14 protein-coding genes and 1 tRNA gene are annotated in these 16598 nt (G+C 69.3%); 10 read left to right on the forward strand and 5 right to left on the reverse strand.

Features of this window, described 5'->3' with window-relative positions; genetic code table 11:
- Positions 1-17 precede the first annotated feature (17 nt).
- Together JNX00_RS07145 and JNX00_RS07150 are read left to right on the forward strand one after the other, a co-directional pair.
- Positions 18-971, forward strand: coding sequence for a histone deacetylase family protein (locus tag JNX00_RS07145; RefSeq protein ID WP_204744520.1), 954 nt, complete (start codon positions 18-20; stop codon positions 969-971).
- A 36-nt stretch (positions 972-1007) separates the two neighbouring features.
- On the forward strand, positions 1008-2321 hold the full coding sequence (locus tag JNX00_RS07150) for a mechanosensitive ion channel domain-containing protein (protein WP_204744521.1): 1314 nt from the start codon (positions 1008-1010) through the stop codon (positions 2319-2321).
- Here JNX00_RS07150 and JNX00_RS07155 read toward each other — a convergent pair.
- The 3 genes from JNX00_RS07155 to JNX00_RS07165 form a co-directional block, all read right to left on the reverse strand.
- Positions 2308-3603, reverse strand: a complete 1296-nt coding sequence (locus JNX00_RS07155; RefSeq protein ID WP_070398763.1) for a TRAP transporter large permease — start codon at positions 3601-3603, stop codon at positions 2308-2310. The two genes, JNX00_RS07150 and JNX00_RS07155, sit on opposite strands and share 14 nt — an antisense overlap.
- Complete coding sequence (locus JNX00_RS07160) at positions 3600-4109, reverse strand: TRAP transporter small permease (RefSeq protein WP_070398762.1); 510 nt, start codon at positions 4107-4109, stop codon at positions 3600-3602. The genes JNX00_RS07155 and JNX00_RS07160 overlap by 4 nt, the downstream gene beginning before the upstream one ends.
- 81 nt (positions 4110-4190) lie before the next feature.
- Positions 4191-5195 (reverse strand): TRAP transporter substrate-binding protein, encoded by a 1005-nt coding sequence (locus JNX00_RS07165; RefSeq protein WP_070398761.1) that lies wholly within the window; start codon positions 5193-5195, stop codon positions 4191-4193.
- A gap of 333 nt (positions 5196-5528) precedes the next feature.
- Between JNX00_RS07165 and JNX00_RS07170 the strand changes: the two genes are divergently transcribed.
- The 8 genes from JNX00_RS07170 to JNX00_RS07205 all read left to right on the forward strand — a co-directional run bounded on the left by JNX00_RS07170 (position 5529) and on the right by JNX00_RS07205 (position 12978).
- Positions 5529-6278 carry an electron transfer flavoprotein subunit beta/FixA family protein gene (locus JNX00_RS07170; protein ID WP_204744522.1) on the forward strand — a complete coding sequence of 250 codons (750 nt, stop codon included), beginning with the start codon at positions 5529-5531 and terminating at the stop codon, positions 6276-6278.
- Positions 6279-6290: 12 nt separating this feature from the next.
- A complete protein-coding gene (locus tag JNX00_RS07175) occupies positions 6291-7223 on the forward strand; it encodes an FAD-binding protein (RefSeq protein ID WP_204744523.1) in 933 nt (310 codons plus the stop codon).
- A gap of 95 nt (positions 7224-7318) precedes the next feature.
- Positions 7319-9106, forward strand: coding sequence for an acyl-CoA dehydrogenase (locus JNX00_RS07180; protein WP_070400665.1), 1788 nt, complete (start codon positions 7319-7321; stop codon positions 9104-9106).
- 33 nt (positions 9107-9139) lie between these two features.
- Positions 9140-10120: a nitronate monooxygenase family protein gene (locus JNX00_RS07185; protein WP_204744524.1), complete on the forward strand. Its 981-nt coding sequence runs from the start codon at positions 9140-9142 to the stop codon at positions 10118-10120.
- Between the two features lie 118 nt (positions 10121-10238).
- Positions 10239-10595 carry a metalloregulator ArsR/SmtB family transcription factor gene (locus JNX00_RS07190; RefSeq protein ID WP_204744525.1) on the forward strand — a complete coding sequence of 119 codons (357 nt, stop codon included), beginning with the start codon at positions 10239-10241 and terminating at the stop codon, positions 10593-10595.
- Complete coding sequence (locus tag JNX00_RS07195; RefSeq protein WP_204744526.1) at positions 10592-11125, forward strand: SRPBCC family protein; 534 nt, start codon at positions 10592-10594, stop codon at positions 11123-11125. The genes JNX00_RS07190 and JNX00_RS07195 overlap by 4 nt, the downstream gene beginning before the upstream one ends.
- Positions 11126-11173: 48 nt before the next feature.
- Positions 11174-11240, forward strand: a tRNA-OTHER gene (locus tag JNX00_RS07200).
- Positions 11241-11256: 16 nt separating this feature from the next.
- Positions 11257-12978: a hypothetical protein gene (locus JNX00_RS07205; protein ID WP_204744527.1), complete on the forward strand. Its 1722-nt coding sequence runs from the start codon at positions 11257-11259 to the stop codon at positions 12976-12978.
- A gap of 36 nt (positions 12979-13014) precedes the next feature.
- Here JNX00_RS07205 and JNX00_RS07210 read toward each other — a convergent pair whose 3' ends face one another.
- A complete protein-coding gene (locus JNX00_RS07210; RefSeq protein ID WP_204744528.1) occupies positions 13015-15351 on the reverse strand; it encodes a PBP1A family penicillin-binding protein in 2337 nt (778 codons plus the stop codon).
- 95 nt (positions 15352-15446) lie between these two features.
- A complete protein-coding gene (locus JNX00_RS07215; RefSeq protein WP_070400659.1) occupies positions 15447-16484 on the reverse strand; it encodes a LacI family DNA-binding transcriptional regulator in 1038 nt (345 codons plus the stop codon).
- Positions 16485-16598: the final 114 nt, after the last annotated feature.

Below are 16598 nucleotides of genomic sequence, written 5' to 3' on the forward strand. Positions count from 1 at the left end.
CTCACCGCAGTTCAGAGATGGCCCACGCCACTGGTTATTTCACGCACCGGGCATGCTGGCAGCACGACATGGGCGCCGGCCACCCCGAATGCCCCGAACGGCTCGATGCGATCGAGGACCGGTTGCTGTTGACCGGCCTGGACGCCGCGCTCGAGCGCCGCGAGGCCACGCCCGCCGCCCTGGCCGACCTGGAGCTCGCGCACGACCGCCTGCACCTGGCCGCGCTGCGTGGCCTGGCCGACACCCTCAAGGAAGACATCGCCGCCGGCGGGCCGCAGCGCGCGCAGGTCGACCCCGACACCTCGATGAACGTGCACAGCTGGGAGGCGATCCTCATGGCCGCGGGCGCGGCCATCGACGCCACCGACGCCGTGCTGGCCGGCGAGCTGCGCAACGCCTTCTGCGCGGTGCGACCGCCGGGCCACCACGCCACGCGCCGCCAGGCCATGGGCTTTTGCTTCGTCAACAACGTGGCGGTGGCCGCCAAGTACGCGCTGGAGCGCCACGGCCTGAAACGCGTGGCCATCATCGACTTCGACGTGCACCACGGCAATGGCACCGAGGACATCATCGAGGGCGATGAGCGCATCCTCATGTGCAGCTTCTACCAGCACCCGTTCTACCCGGCGTGGACGCACTCCACGGCGAAGAACATGGTCAACCTGCCGGTGCCGGCCTATACGCGCGGCATGGACATCCGCGAGCTGGTCGAGACCTGCTGGATCCCGCGCCTGGACGAGCACCGGCCGCAGATGCTGTTCGTGAGCGCCGGCTTCGACGCGCACCGCGAGGACGACATGGGCCAGCTGGGCCTGGTCGAGCAGGACTACGCCTGGCTGAGCGAGCGCATCCAGGCGGTGGCCGATCGCCACGCCCAGGGCCGCGTCGTGAGTTGCCTGGAGGGCGGCTACGCGCTGGACGCGCTGGCGCGCAGCGTGGAAGCGCACCTGCGCGCGCTTGCGGGCGTCTGAGCTGATGCCGTTTTTTTCCTGTCACCTGCTTTGACGATGAACCCTTCCTCCGCTTCGCTGCGGCCGGTGGACGACCTGTCCGCCTGGTTCAATAGCTTCCTGCAGCCGGCGGCGCTGGCCGAACTGGCCGCGCTGGCGGCCGTGGCCCTGTTGGCCTGGTCCCTGGTGGCCGGCCTGCGCCGTGCCCTGTCCATGCGGAACGAACCCCAGTCGGTGCTGTTCGGCCGGCGCATCGTCGATGGCGCGCTGTTCCCCATCGTGCTGCTGGTGCTGGGCTTCGTGGCGCGCGGGCTGTTGATGCACTTCGTGCCGCTGGCGGTCTTTCACGTCGCCATCCCCGTGCTGGTGTCGCTGGCGGTGATCCGCCTGGGGGTGAAGGTGCTGCAGGCGGCCTTCGACGACAGCCCCTGGGTGAAGGTGCTGGAGCGCACCATCTCCTGGGCCGCCTGGCTGGGCATGGTGCTGTGGGTCAGCGGGCTGCTGCCGGTGATGCTGGCCGAGGCCGAGGACATCCGCTGGAAGGTGGGCGCCACCACGCTGAGCCTGCGCACCCTCATCGAAGGCATCGTCACCGCGTCGGCGGTGCTGATCATCACGCTGTGGATTTCATCGGCCATCGAGGCCCGGCTGCTGCGCAACGTGGTGGGCCGGGACCGCTCGCTGCGCCAGGCGGTGAGCAACGCCACGCGGGCCCTGCTCCTGTTCGTGGGCCTCATCGTCGCGCTCTCGGCTGTGGGCATCGACCTGACCGCCCTCTCGGTGCTGGGCGGCGCCGTGGGCGTGGGCATCGGCCTGGGCCTGCAAAAGCTCGCGTCCAACTACGTCAGCGGCTTCGTGATCCTGGCCGAGCGCAGCATGCGCATCGGCGACAACGTGCGCGTGGACAACTTCGAGGGCCGCATCACCGACATCAACGCGCGCTACACGCTGATCCGCAACCTCAGCGGGCGCGAGTCCATCGTGCCCAACGAGATGCTCATCACCAACCGCGTGGAGAACCTGTCGCTGGCCGATCCCAATGTCTGGCAGTCGACCGTGGTGTCGGTGGGTTACGACAGCGACGTCGACCTGGTGTCGCGCCTGCTGCTGGAGGCCGCCACCGCGCAGTCCCGCGTGCTCAAGAGCCCCGGGCCCTCGGTGGCCCTGTCCAACTTCGGCGCCGACGGCCTGGAGTTCACGCTCGGCTACTGGATCGGCGATCCCGAGAACGGGCAGCTCGCGCTGCGCTCGGCGATCAACATGGCCATCCTCTCCTCGCTGCGCGCCAACGGCATCGAGATCCCCTTCCCGCAGCGCGTGGTGCACGTGCTGCGCGAGGGAGACGGCGCGGTGGCCACTAGCGGTTCATGAAACCGGGCAGCCAGAGCGAGATCACCGGGAAGGCGATGAGAATGCCCAGCCGCACCACATCGGCCGTCACGAAGGGCCACACGCCGCGGTAGATGGTGGTCAGCTTGACCCCAGGCAGCAGCGAGTTGATGACGAACAGGTTCAGGCCCACGGGCGGCGAGATCATGCCGATCTCCACGATGGTCACGATGAGGATGCCGAACCAGATGGGGTCAAAGCCCAAGCCGGTGACCACGGGGAAAAACACCGGGATCGTGAGCAGCACGATCGCCAGTTCCTCCATCACCATGCCCAGAGCCAGGTAGATCACCATCATCACCACCACCACCATGATCGGCTCGGGGCTGAACTGCAGCACGAAGTCGCGCAGATCGGCCGGCATGGACGTGAAGTTGATGAAATTGGTGAAGATCATCGCGGCGATCAGGATGGTGAACAGCATGGCCGTGGTGCGCGAGCTTTCGATCAGCACCTCCAGCAGCAGCCGCGGCGTGAGCGTGCGGCGCGCCAGCGCGAAGAAAAATGCGCCCGCCGCGCCCATGCCCGCGCCTTCGGTGGCGGTGAACACGCCGCCGTAGATGCCGCCGATCACCAGCGCGAACAGCAGCGCCACCCCCCAGATGCCGCGGATGGCGGCCAGGCGCTGGCGCCAGGTGAAGCGCTCGGCGGGCGGGCCGGCCTGGGGATCGCGCCAGGTGACGAACACCACGGCCAGGCACAGGCAGGTGATGGCGACGATGCCGGGCAGGATGCCGGCGATGAACAGCTTGCCGATGTCGGTCTCGGTGATGATCCCGTAGATCACCAGGATGGTGGACGGCGGGATCAGGATGCCCAGCGTGCCGCCCGAGGCAATGGCGCCGGTGGCCAGGGTCTCCTTGTAGCCGTGCGCCTTCATCTCCGGAAAGGCCACGCGGGTCATGGTGGCCGCGGTGGCGATCGACGAGCCGCAGATGGAGCCAAAACCGCCCGAGGCAATGATGCTGGCCATGGCCAGGCCGCCCGGGCGGTGGCCCACGAAGGCATTGGCCGCGTTGAACAACTCGCGCGCCATGCCGGCGCGGGCGACGAAATTGCCCATCAGCACGAACAGCGGGATGACCGACAGCACATAGGCGAAGCCGGTTTCGAAGATCACCTGGCTGGTGCTGGCCAGGGCCGGCTGCCAGCCCCGCAGCACACCCATGCCCACAAAGCCCGCGGTGGCCATGGACACGGCCAGCGGCACGCGCAGGAAGGCCATGGCGAAGACGCCCAGAAAACCCAGCAGCGCGGCGGTCATGCGGCGTCTCCCGGCTGGGCCGCGCCGTGGAAAGCGGGCTCGGGAGGACGGAAGAAGACGAAGACCAGGTGCACCAGAGCGGTCACGAACAGGAAGAGCGCCATCATCCAGGCCACCGGCGCCATGGGCAGCTGCAGGTGGACCGTGATGTCGCCGTAGTCGAGAAAGCGGTCGGCGCGCAGCAGCATCAGGCGCGCCATCCAGGCGAAGGCAATGGCGCAGAACAGGTGCACCACGCGCTGCTGGATGCGCCGCAGGCCACTGGGAATGAAGGCGTCCAGCGAGTCGAAGACCACGTGCTCGCCGCGCCAGGAGACCAAGGGCAGCGCGCCGAAGATCACGATCACCATCAGGATCTCGGTGACCTCGAGCCCGCCGGGCACCGAGTGGCTGAAGAACTTGCGGCCCGTCACGTCGACGAGCGTGAGCAGCATGATGGAGAACAAGGCCATCGCGGCCATGAGGCCGGTCGACCAGCGCAGCGCGCGATCCAGGACGGTGAGCATGTCGGGGGAGCGTTCAAAAGCAACGGCGGGCAGCCGGGTTGGCGACTGCCCGCCGTGCGGGGTGGGTGGCGGCTCGATGCCTTACTTGACCTTCTTGATCTCGGCGCGGAACTCGGCCAGCACGGCCTTGGGGTCCTTCAGGCCCTTGGCCGCGGCGGCGGCGGCCCATTTGTCCTCCAGCTCGGCCTGCTTGGCGGCGACGGCCTTGATGAAGGAGTCGTCGGCCTGGATGCGCGCCACGCCTTGGGCCTTCTGCAGCTCGCGGCTGGCGGCGTCGACCTTGTCCCAGCCTTCGCCGAAGATGCGCGTGGCGACCTCGCCCGAGATCTTGTCGACCACGGCCTTGTCCTGCGCGGACAGGGCGTTGTACTTGGCCGGGTTCATCATGAACACGAAGCTGGTGTTGTAGAGGCCACCAGGGAAGGTAGTGGCGTGCTTGATCATGTTCAGCTTGAACGAGGCGATCGACTCGTCGGGGAAGAAGGTGCCGTCCATGACGCCGGTGGACAGCAGCTCGAAGGAGTCGGGCGCGGGCTTGAGCGTGGTGTTGAAGCCCATGAGCTTGGACAGCTCGTTGATGTTGCCACCGCCGATGCGGAACTTGAGCTTGGTGGCGTCGTCCAGTGTCTTCACTGGCTGCTTGCTGTTGAAGATGATGCCGGGCCCGTGCGTGAACACGGCCAGCACCTTCACGCCGCGGTGCTCGCCCAGCGGCGCGAAGTGCTTGGCGTAGAGGTGCTGGTAGGCCACCGAGGTGGCCAGCGCGCTGTCGCCCAGGAAGGGGAACTCGGCCAGCTGCGTGAAGACGAAGCGCCCCGGCGTGTAGCCGTCCACCGTGTAGGAAATGTCGGCCAGGCCGTCGCGCACGGCGTCGAAGGTGCCGGGCGCCGCCGCCACGGACTTGGGCAGGATGTTGCACTTCATGCGACCCGCGCTTTCCTTCTCCAGCAGATCGCACCACGATTTCTGCGCCATGCTCAACGTGTGCGTGGGGGGGACCCACGATGAGGCGGTGAACACGGTCTGCGCCGAGGCCGCGCCGGCGCTCAGCAGGGCGGCGGTGGCCAGGAGGGGAATCAGCTTCATGCGGGGTGCTCCAACGACGGGGTGAAGGGGCGCGCCATCGTTACTCAACATAAGTAAAGGGCGCAAATTCACTATAGGTGAACGCATTGCGCGACGCCCTCCAGACTTACCCGAGTTCGCCGACCAAGCGGTCGGCGAAATGACGCCCCAACGACATCCCGCCGTGCGTCGCGGGCATCGTGGCACCCGCGTGGCGATCGATATAATTCGAAAAAAGCACGGTCGTTCGATTTTCTGGCCATCGCTTTGGTCGCTCCCAGCGCCCACCTACAATGCCCAATTGACGTGCACGTCAATTGCACCCCGAACCCCAAACCACAGGAGCAGCTCAGCATGAAGGTTCTCGTCCCCGTCAAGCGCGTGGTCGACTACAACGTCAAAGTCCGCGTGAAGAGCGATGGCAGCGGTGTCGACATCGCCAACGTGAAGATGTCGATGAACCCGTTCGACGAGATCGCGGTGGAAGAGGCGGTGCGCCTGAAGGAGAAGGGCGCGGCCACGGAGGTGGTGGTGGTTTCCTGCGGCGTGAGCCAGTGCCAGGAGACGCTGCGCACGGCCATGGCCATTGGCGCGGACCGCGCGATCCTGGTGGAGACGTCTGAGGAACTGCAACCCCTGGCGGTGGCCAAGCTCTTGAAGGCCCTGGTGGACAAGGAACAGCCCGGTCTCGTGATCCTGGGCAAGCAGGCGATCGATGACGACTGCAACCAGACGGGCCAGATGCTGGCCGCACTGGCCGGGCTGCCGCAGGCCACCTTCGCCAGCAAGGTCGAGATCGACGGTGACAAGGCCAAGGTCACCCGTGAAGTGGACGGTGGTCTTGAAACCCTGTCCATCAGCACGCCCGCCGTCATTACCACGGACCTGCGCCTGAACGAGCCGCGCTACGTGACGCTGCCCAACATCATGAAGGCCAAGAAGAAGCCGCTGGAGACGGTCAAGCCCGAGGAGCTGGGCGTGGACGTCAAGCCGCGCATCAAGACGCTGAAGGTGAGCGAGCCGCCCAAGCGCGGTGCCGGGGTGAAGGTGCCCGACGTGGCCACGCTGGTGGCCAAGCTCAAGACCGAAGCCAAGGTGATCTGAGGAAGAACTGACATGACTGCACTGGTTATTGCCGAACACGACAACGCGTCCATCAAGGGCGCCACCCTCAACACCGTGACCGCAGCACTGGCGTGCGGCGGCGACGTGCACGTGCTCGTCGCGGGCCACAACGCCGCTGAAGCCGCGAAGGCCGCCAGCCAGATCGCCGGCGTCGCCAAGGTCATCCACGCCGAGGCCGCCGGCTTCGAACACGGCCTGGCCGAGAACGTCGCGGCCCAGGTCGTGGCGCTCGCCGGCGCCTACAGCCACCTGCTCTTCCCCGCCACCGCCAGCGGCAAGAACGTGGCGCCGCGCGTGGCCGCGCTGCTGGACGTGGCGCAGATCAGCGACGCCACCAAGGTCATCAGCCCGGACACCTTCGAGCGCCCGATCTACGCGGGCAACGCGATTGCCACCGTGCAGGCCACGGACGAGAAGAAGGTGATCACGGTGCGCACCACGGGCTTCGACCCGGCACAAGCCAGCGGTGGCAGCGCGGCGGTGGAGACCGCCAACGCGGTGGCCGACTCGGGCAAGAGCAGCTTCGTGGGCAGCGAGATCGCCAAGAGCGACCGGCCCGAACTCACGGCGGCCAAGATCATCGTCTCGGGTGGCCGCGCGCTGGGCAGCAGCGAGAAGTTCAACGAGGTGATCACGCCGCTGGCGGACAAGCTGGGCGCGGCCATCGGGGCCAGCCGCGCGGCGGTGGACGCGGGCTACGCGCCCAACGACCTGCAGGTGGGCCAGACGGGCAAGATCGTGGCGCCGCAGCTCTACATCGCCGCCGGTATCTCGGGCGCCATCCAGCACCTGGCGGGCATGAAGGACTCCAAGGTGATCGTGGCGATCAACAAGGACCCGGAGGCGCCGATCTTCAGCGTGGCCGACTACGGCCTGGAGGCCGATCTGTTCGAGGCCGTGCCCGAGCTGGTCAAGGCGCTCTGATCCGAAGAGCACCCCAAGGGCATCGCGTGCGATGCCCTTTTTTTGCATCGCGCCGACCGTTTTCTGTGTGGGCGCACCCCTGGAGACATTGAGCCATGAGCTACACCGCCCCCGTCAAGGACATGCTGTTCAACATCGAGCACCTGGCGCGCATCGACCAGGTGGCTCAACTGCCCGGTTTCGAGGACTCGGGCCTGGAGACCGCCCAGGCCGTGCTGGAGGAGTGCGCCAAGCTCAACGAAGGCGTGGTGGCGCCGCTCAACCGCGAGGGCGACCTCAAGCCGTCCTCGGTGAAGGACGGCGTGGTCACCACCACGCCCGGCTTCAAGGACGCCTACCGCCAGTACGCCGAGGGCGGCTGGCAGGGCCTGCAGCACCCGGTGGATTTCGGCGGCCAGGGCCTGCCCAAGACCATCGGCTCGGCCTGCGGCGAAATGCTCAACAGCGCCAACCTGAGCTTCGCGCTGTGCCCCCTGCTCACCGACGGCGCCATCGAGGCCCTGCTGACCGCCGGCAGCGATGAGCAGAAGGCCACCTACCTGCACAAGCTGGTGAGCGGCGAGTGGACCGGCACCATGAACCTCACCGAGCCGCAGGCCGGCTCGGACCTGGCCGCCGTGCGCACGCGCGCCGAACCGCAGCCCGACGGCACCTACAAGATCTTCGGCACCAAGATCTTCATTACCTACGGCGAGCACGACATGGCCGACAACATCGTGCACCTGGTGCTGGCGCGCGTGACCGGCGCGCCCGAGGGCGTCAAGGGCATCAGCCTGTTCACCGTGCCCAAGTTCCTGGTCAACCAGGACGGCAGCCTGGGCGCGCGCAACGACGTGCACTGCGTCAGCATCGAGCACAAGCTGGGCATCAAGGCCAGCCCCACGGCCGTTCTGCAATACGGCGACAACGGCGGCGCGATCGGCACCCTGGTGGGCCAGGAGAACCGTGGCCTCGAGTACATGTTCATCATGATGAACGCCGCGCGCTACGCGGTCGGCGTGCAGGGCATCGCCATCAGCGAGCGCGCCTACCAGCAGGCTGTGGGCTACGCGCGCGAGCGTGTACAGAGCCGCCCGGTGGACGGCAGCATGAACACCGCCGCGCCCATCATTCACCATCCCGATGTGAAGCGCATGCTCATGACCATGCGCGCCGCCACCGAAGGCTGCCGCGCCATGGCCAGCGTGGCCGCGGCCGCCTACGACGCCGCCCACCACCACGCCGACGCCGAGGTGCGCCGGCAGAACCAGGCCTTCTATGAGTTCCTGGTGCCGCTGGTGAAGGGCTACAGCACCGAGATGAGCCTGGAAGTCACCAGCCTGGGCGTGCAGGTGCACGGCGGCATGGGCTTCATCGAGGAGACCGGCGCGGCCCAGCACTACCGCGACGCCAAGATCCTCACCATCTACGAAGGCACCACGGCGATCCAGGCCAACGACCTGGTGGGCCGCAAGACCGCGCGCGACGGCGGCACCGTGGCCAAGGCCATCGCCGCCCAGATCCGCCAGACCGAGGCCGAGCTCGCCAAAGGCAGTGGCAACGCCCAGGCCGTGGGCAAGCGCCTGGCGGCCGCGCGCGAGGCCTTCGAGCAGGCGGTGGACTTCATCGTCGCCAACACCAAGGGCAACCCCAACGCCGCCTTCGCGGGCAGCGTGCCCTACCTCATGCTGGCGGGCAACCTGGTGGCGGGCTGGCAGATGGCGCGCGCGCTGCTGGTGGCCGAGGCGCTGTCGGCCAAGGGACAGGACAAGGCCTTCATGGACGCGAAGATCACCACCGCGCGTTTCTATGCCGACCACATCCTCAGCCGCGCGCCGGGCGTGGCCGCCTCCATCGTCGACGGCGCCGAGGGCGTGACGGCGATGGCCATCGAAGCCTTCTGAGCGACACCGACCGATCCCCTTCACGGAGACAACATGCCAGCACCCGAGCGTTACCTGCCCCCGGTCCTCAAGAACCTCAAGTTCCCGGTGATCGGCTCGCCGCTGTTCATCATCAGCAACCCCAAGCTCGTGCTGGCGCAGTGCAAGGCCGGCGTGGTGGGGTCGATGCCGGCGCTCAACGCGCGCCCGGCCTCGCAACTGGACGAGTGGCTGGCCGAGATCACCGAAGGCCTGGCCGCGCACAACAAGGCCCACCCCGACCAGCCGGCCGCGCCCTTCGCCATCAACCAGATCGTGCACAAGAGCAACGACCGGCTCGAGCACGACATGCAGCTGTGCGCCAAGTACCAGGTGCCCATCGTCATCACCAGCCTGGGCGCGCGCGAGGACGTGAACCAGGCCGTGCACGCCTGGGGCGGCATCGTCATGCACGACGTCATCAACAACGTGTTCGCGCACAAGGCGATCGAGAAAGGCGCCGACGGCCTGATCCCGGTGGCCGCGGGCGCGGGCGGCCACGCCAGCGTGAAGAGCCCCTTCGCCATGGTCCAGGAGATCCGCGAGTGGTTCGGCGGCCCGGTGGCGCTGTCGGGCGCGATCGCCTCGGGCGGCGCCATCCTGGCCGCGCAGGCCATGGGCGCGGACCTGGCCTACATCGGCTCGGCCTTCATCGCCACCCACGAGGCGCGCGCGGTCGAGGGCTACAAGCAGATGATCGTGGACAGCAACTCCGACGACATCGTCTACAGCAACTTCTACACCGGCATCCACGGCAACTACCTCAAGGGCTCCATCCGCAACGCCGGCATGGACCCGGACAATCTGCCGCAGAGCGACCCGAGCAAGATGAACTTCGCCACCGGCGAGGGCAGCAACGCCGCCAAGGCCTGGCGCGACATCTGGGGCTGCGGCCAGGGCATCGGGGCCATCCGCGAGGTGATGGGCGCGGGCGAGCTGGTGGCGCGCTTGCAGCGCGAGTACGCCGAGGCGAAGGCACGGCTCTGCGCGGCCTGAGCGGGCGCGCCCTCCCTGAACAGCCGGCCTCGCGCCGGCTTTTTTTTGGCTTCGCCGTTCGTCAGAAAAATAAACCGAGTGGTTGAATATCGATCGGGCCGCGATTAAATTCAATCACATGGTTGAACAACATTCCTCCGCCGATCTCGACGCCGTCTTCAAGGCCCTGGCCGACCCCACCCGCCGCGACATGCTGCGGCGCCTGGCGGGCGAGGCGCTGTCGGTGAGCGAGCTGGCCGCGCCGCTGGACATGTCGCTGGCGGCCGCCTCCAAGCACATCCAGGTGCTGGAGCGCGCCGGCCTCGTGCGGCGCACGGTGCAAGGGCGCACGCACACCTGCCGCCTCGAGGCCGGGCCACTGCACGCGGGCATGGAGTGGTTGCGCCACTACGAGCGGTTCTGGACCGAGCGGCTCGACACCCTCGAGCGCCTGGTGCGCGCCGCGCCTTCATCCCCCCAACGGAGAAAACCATGACGACGGATTCCCTCTACGGCGAACGGTTGTCCAACGACACCGTGCGCATCGAACGCCACCTGCCCGGCTCGGTCCAGGACATCTGGGCCTGGCTCACCGAGAACGACAAACGCGAGCAATGGATGGCGCGCGGCACGCTGGAGCTGCGCGTGGGCGGCGCGGTGCGCCTGGAGTTCCGCCACAAGGAGCTGACCTACGCCGACGACCCCGCGCCACCCCGGTACGCGGACATGGCCGACAGCGCACGGTTGACCGGTGTGGTGACGGCATGCGAGCCGCCGCGCCTGCTGGCCCACACCTGGGGCGACCAGGGCGAGGTGCGCTACGAGCTGAGCGAATCGGGCGGCGGCGTGCGCCTGGTGGTCACGCACCAGCGCCTGCGCGGCCTGGAGGACATGCTCAGTGTCTCGGCCGGCTGGCACGCCCACCTGGACCTGCTGGTGACGCGGGTGCGGGGCGAGGCCCGGCCGCGCTACTGGGAACTGCACACGCGGCTGGAGGCGGAGTACGCGCGGCGGCTGGCCGGCTGAGTGGCGCGTGCGGCAGGCGGGGACGGGTTCTTTGGGTTTGCTCAAGCCGGGCGTGTCGGGGGAACGAACCGCCCACCGCGGCAACGCAGGGCGGGTTCGATTCCCGCCACGCCCGTTCCCCTGCGCCCGCCATGCAACGCCTTCAACGATCGCTCTCGTCCGACCACCTCACGCGCACCACCGATCCGCAGCGCCGAGCGCCCTCCCGCGACGGTCCCTCCCACCCAGGCGCGCAACCGATCCGCATCGACGGGCCGAGCGCGGTCGATGCGCTGGTCCAGTCCCTGCAGCGGGCCGACGCCGAGGTGCCCGCTCTGCACCTGCACCTGTCGGTCCACATCGAGGCCTCGGCGCTGGCGCCGTTGCTGGCCACCCTCGACTCCCTGGCGGCGCAAGGCCGGCTGGTGGGTCTCACGGTGACGGTGGACCATGGCATTCAGCGGCCGATCCCCGAACCCCTGCGCTGGGCGCTCGCCGGTTCCAAGGCCTGCCTCGTGTTGAGTGGCGCTTCCGTGCGCCCCTTGATCGTGGGCGACCCGGCCTGGGTCCGGAACCCACCCGACCCGACGCTCGCCGACTTCTTGAACATGGCGCTGTGCGACGTGCGGGGCCGTGCCCTGGAAATACAGGCGGCCAGCGTGCTGTCGACGCTCGCCATGAAGACCCCCGGCGAAGACGCGTTGCTGCGCGCCGTGGCGGTGCTCAGCCCCGGCCACCAGTGGCGTCTCGCGGCCTTGCCCGATGCGGGGGCGTACACGCGCCTGACGAATGCCCAGGTGCCCCTGTGCCTGAACCTCTCGCTCACCCCCGCCACCATCGGGCCGCTGGCCGAGTGGCTGGCGACGCCCCATCCCCTGCTGCATTCGATCGAACTGCGGGTGAGCGGGCGCCTGGACGGGCAAGCCTGGATGCTGCTGTGGACCCGGGTGGTGGGGCAGCCCTCGCTGCGCCACGTCGAGGTGGAGATCCAGCCCCAGGCGGTGGTGGACGGCTGGGCGGCGCCCGAAGGGCTCCCCCTGCGGCCCATGGCCCGTGTGCAGACGGTCCGGCTGGGCGTGGACGGCGCGGACGAGGCCCCGCTGGCGGCCTGGCTCGTGGAATGGCTGCACCCCCTGAACCTCACCCTGGGCACCCACCGGGTGGACACCACCGTGGCGCTCCTCCAGGCCCTGATGAATCCGGAGCGGCATGACACCTTGCGCGAGCTGAGGATCGTCTGCGGCGGTGGCATGCCGGGGCCGCGCGATGTGGGGCTGGTGAAAACACTCATCACCTTCCTCCAGACCTTCGACCGGGTCCGCGCCGTGTACATGAGCCTGCCCCATCCTTTGCCGGGGGGCGCGACACTGCAGGCCCTGCGCGCGGTGGTCTGTCAGAACCTGCTGCTGGGGAGCACACACCTGGTTTCCGGCGGACCGTCGCCTTGGTCCGGTCTCAGGGACGTGTTCATCAAGCCCTTGTGGCGAGGCCTGGGCCGGGGCGACTACTTCCTGGCCCACTGCGTGGGCGGGCTCAGGGCCTTCTTCTTCTTCCACCTGCACAACGATCCCGATCTCGCCGACGGCTTCGTGCAGCAGGAGTGGCTGCCCATGAGCGATCAGGTGTCGCTGAGCGGGGTGTCCTTCGCCACGCGCCGCGCGGCCGTCGGGCACCGCAGCGAATCCCATGCGCAGGAGATCGTGCGGGTGATGCGCCTGGGGCTGCTCGACCCGTCCACCCTGCGCGAACTGCTCACGGGGCCGATGGAAGCGATCGACCCCGACCTGGTGCTGGCGGTGTTCCTGCAGCTGTGTGACGCGAGCGAAGACCCCGACCTCTGGCGCCTGTTGGACGAGGCCACCACCGTTGGCTGAGCGGCCAAGGCCCCGGTGGCGGGGCCGCGGCCGGTCTCACTCGCCGGGCGGCGTCGGCCGCGTGCCGCTGCGCAGCCAGTTGCCGATGGAATCGAAGAGCTTGCCGATCTCGCCGCCGAAGTTCGTCTTGTACTGGGTGCCGGCGGTGTCCGAGATCTGCGACACCCAGCCGCCGTCGCGCCACTCGGCGTACAGCCAGTCATCGCCTTCGCGCACCAGGCCCTCGGGCGGCGCGGGCACCGGCACCACCGGCTGGCCCTTGAGCGCCGCGCCCATGTAGTCGATCCAGATCGGCAGCGCCGCGCGCCCGCCCGATTCGCTGCGGCCCAGGCTGCGCGGTTGGTCGTAGCCCACCCACACGGTGGCGGCCAGCGTGGGCTGGTAGCCCGCGAACCAGGCGTCCACCGCGTCGTTGGTGGTGCCGGTCTTGCCATAGACGTCGGTGCGCTTGAGCACGGCCTGCGCGCGCGCGGCGGTGCCGCTGCGCGTCACCTCGTTGAGCAGGCTGCCCATCACGTAGGCGTTGCGCGCCGGGATGGCGCGGTCTTCTTCGGCCAGTGGCGCAGCGGGGGGCGCCTCGAACAGCAGCTTGCCCTGCGCGTCGGTGATCTTCTCGATCACCACCGGCGAGACGCGCCAGCCGCCATTGGCCAGCGTGGCGTAGGCCTGGGCCATCTGCAGCGGCGTGACGCTGCCGGTGCCCAGGGCCAGGGTCAGGTCGTCGGGCTGGCGCGCGGGGTCCAGGCCGAAGCGGGCGAGCCACTCGCGCGCGGCCGGCGTGCCGGTGTGCTGCAGCACGCGCACGCTGGCCAGGTTGCTGGAGCGCGCCAGCGCCTCGCGCACGGTGATCGGCCCCTGGTGCTGGCCGTTGCTGTTGGACGGGCTCCAGCCATTGGCGGCGGTGAAGGGCAGGTCGTCCACCACGGTGGCCGGCATCACGCGCGACTCCAGCGCGGCCGAGTACAGCAGCGGCTTGAGCGCCGAGCCCGGCTGGCGCCAGCCCTGCGTCACGTGGTTGAAGGGCTGGCGCGTGAAGTCGAAGCCGCCCACCAGCGCGCGGATGCGGCCGGTGCGCGGGTCCATGGAGACGAGCGCGGCCTCCGCCTCGGGCCATTGCGAAATGGCCCAGACATCGCCCTTCCTGTCCTTGGTCTTGCCGGTGCTCACCACGCGCACGATGGCGCCGCGTTCGATCTTGAGGGGTGCCTTGGCCTTGGCGTCGAGCCCGCGCTGCGCCCAGCGCAGGCCCTCGCCTTGCACGCTGACGCGTTCGCCGCTGGCGAGCTGCACCCGCAGGGCCTTGGGGCTGGCCTCGAGCACGATGCCCACGCGCAGGGTCTCGTCGTCGCGGTGGTCCTTCAGGGCCTCGGCGGCGGCGCGCTCCAGCTCGGCGCCATTGCCGGCGGGCAGGGTTTCCTTGTCTTCCGGCCCGCGCCAGGCGCCGCGCCGGTCGAAGGCCAGCACGCCGCGCTGCACGGCCGCGTGTGCCGCGCGCTGATCGGCCGCCAGCAGCGAGGTGGTCACCCGCAGGCCCTTGGAATAGGCCTCGGTGCCGAAGCGCTCCACCACCGCCTGCCGCGCCATCTCGGCCACGTGCGCCGCGTGCACGCTGCGCTGGCCGGGCGTGCGCAGGCGCAGCTTCTCGGCCTTGGCCTGGGCCAGCTGTTCGTCGGTGATGGCGTCGGTGGCGCGCATGCGCTCCAGCACCACGCGCTGGCGCTGCGTGGCGCGCTCCAGGTTGGCCACCGGGTTGGCGTAGTACGGGTTCTGCGGCAGGCCCGCGAGCATGGCGTTCTCGGCCAGCGTGAGCTTGTCCAGCGGTTTGCCGAAGTAGGTTTGTGCGGCGGCGGCGAAGCCGTAGGCGCGCTGGCCCAGGAAGATCTCGTTGAGGTAGATCTCCAGGATGCGGTCCTTGGAGAGCTCGTTCTCCAGCTTGAGCGCCAGCCAGATCTCCTTGGCCTTGCGCTCGGCCGAGAACTGGCGCGTGAGCAGCATGGTGCGCACCAGTTGCTGCGTGATGGTGGAGGCGCCCTGCTTGCGCCCGCCGGTGATGGCGGCCACCAGCGCGCGCGCCATGCCCTTGGGGTCCACGCCGGAATGCTCGCGAAAGCGCGCGTCCTCCACCGACAGCACGGCCTGCTGCAGCTGCAGGGGGATGCGCTCCAGCGGCACGTACTCGCGCCGCTCGGCGCCGAACTGCGCGATCTCTTCGCCATCGGCCGTCAGCACCTGCAGGGGCAGCTTGGGCTGGTAGTGGACGATGGGGTCGAGCGAGGGGAGTTCGAAGGCGGGGGCGCTGGCTGGCAGCGCGGCGGCGATCGCGGCAACGAGCGCCAGGGCGAGCGTCGCCCGGCGGGGGAGGGTCGAAAACATGGGCGGGAATTGTCCAATGCCCAGGTTAAGACGGGTTAAGGCGGCCAGCGGCACTGGTTGCGAGCTGTAACAAGGCCGCCGGGGCCGCGCCGGGCTCAGCTGCTGCCGCGCACCACCAGCTCGAACCCCAGGTCGGCGCTGTTGGTGGGCACCGCCTCTCCGCGCAGCAGCGACAGCAGCATGCGCGCGCCCGTCTCGCCGATGGCGCGGCGCGGCGTGCGCACGGTGGTCAGCGGCGGCAGCATCTGGTCGCTGCCCGACAGGTCGTTGAAGCCGGCGACGGCCAGCCGCTGCGGCACGCTCACGCCCAGGCGCAAGGCTGCGAGCAGGCCGCCCTGCGCCAGGTCGTCGTTGCAGAAGAAGACCGCGTCCACCTCGGGCCGGGTGCGCAGCAGGTCCTCCAGCAGCTCGCCGCCCAGGCGCATGGACGAGGGCTGGGGGCTCAGCAGTTCGAGCCGGGCGTCGTACAGGCCGGCCGCGCGCAGGCAGCGGCGGTAGCCCTCGGCGCGCTGCAGCACGCGCGGGTCCAGCTGCGCGGCCACGAAGGCGATGCGCCGGCGCCCCCGGTCCAGCAGGTGCTGGGTGATGGCGTGGCCCGCGTCCTGCTGCGAGAAGCCCACGCAGTGCACGCCGGGCGCCTCGGTCAGCTCCATCAGGTAGACGCAGGGCATGCCGCTGGCCGCCACCATCTGGCGCGCGGCCTCGGTGCGGTCGAAGCCGGTGAGCAGCACGCCGGCCGGGCGCTGCGCGAGGTAGCTGCGCAGCAGCTGCTCTTCTTCCATCGGGTCGTAGTGCGTCACGCCGATCAGCGGCTGGTAGCCGTGCGGCAGCAGCACGCGGTGCACGGCCTCGATCACGTCCACGAACAGGGCGTTGGACAGCAGCGGCACCAGCACCGGCACCTGGGTGCCGCGCGCCGAGGCCAGGGCGCGCGCGGCCGGGTCGGGCACGTAGCCCAGGCGATCGGCGGCGGTCTTCACGCGCTCCACCAGCTCGGCGGCCACGCCGCGCTCGCCGCGCAGCGCGCGCGAGGCGGTGATGGGGCTGACCTCGGCCTCGCGGGCCACGTCCTGCAAGGTGATGCGCCCGCTGGGGCGGCGGCGGCGTTCGGTCGGCGGCGGGGTGGGGGGCAAGGGTTTTCCCTGTCGATGGGTGGTGCGGATCGGCAATAGGATAGCGCTACCATAGCGGGCTTCGCATCCGGATTCGCCCTGATCATCACACAGTTCAGAGTGATCCCCGAGTGA

The organism is Hydrogenophaga sp. YM1 (assembly GCF_016903055.1).
Taxonomy (GTDB): Bacteria; Pseudomonadota; Gammaproteobacteria; order Burkholderiales; family Burkholderiaceae_C; genus Hydrogenophaga; species Hydrogenophaga borbori.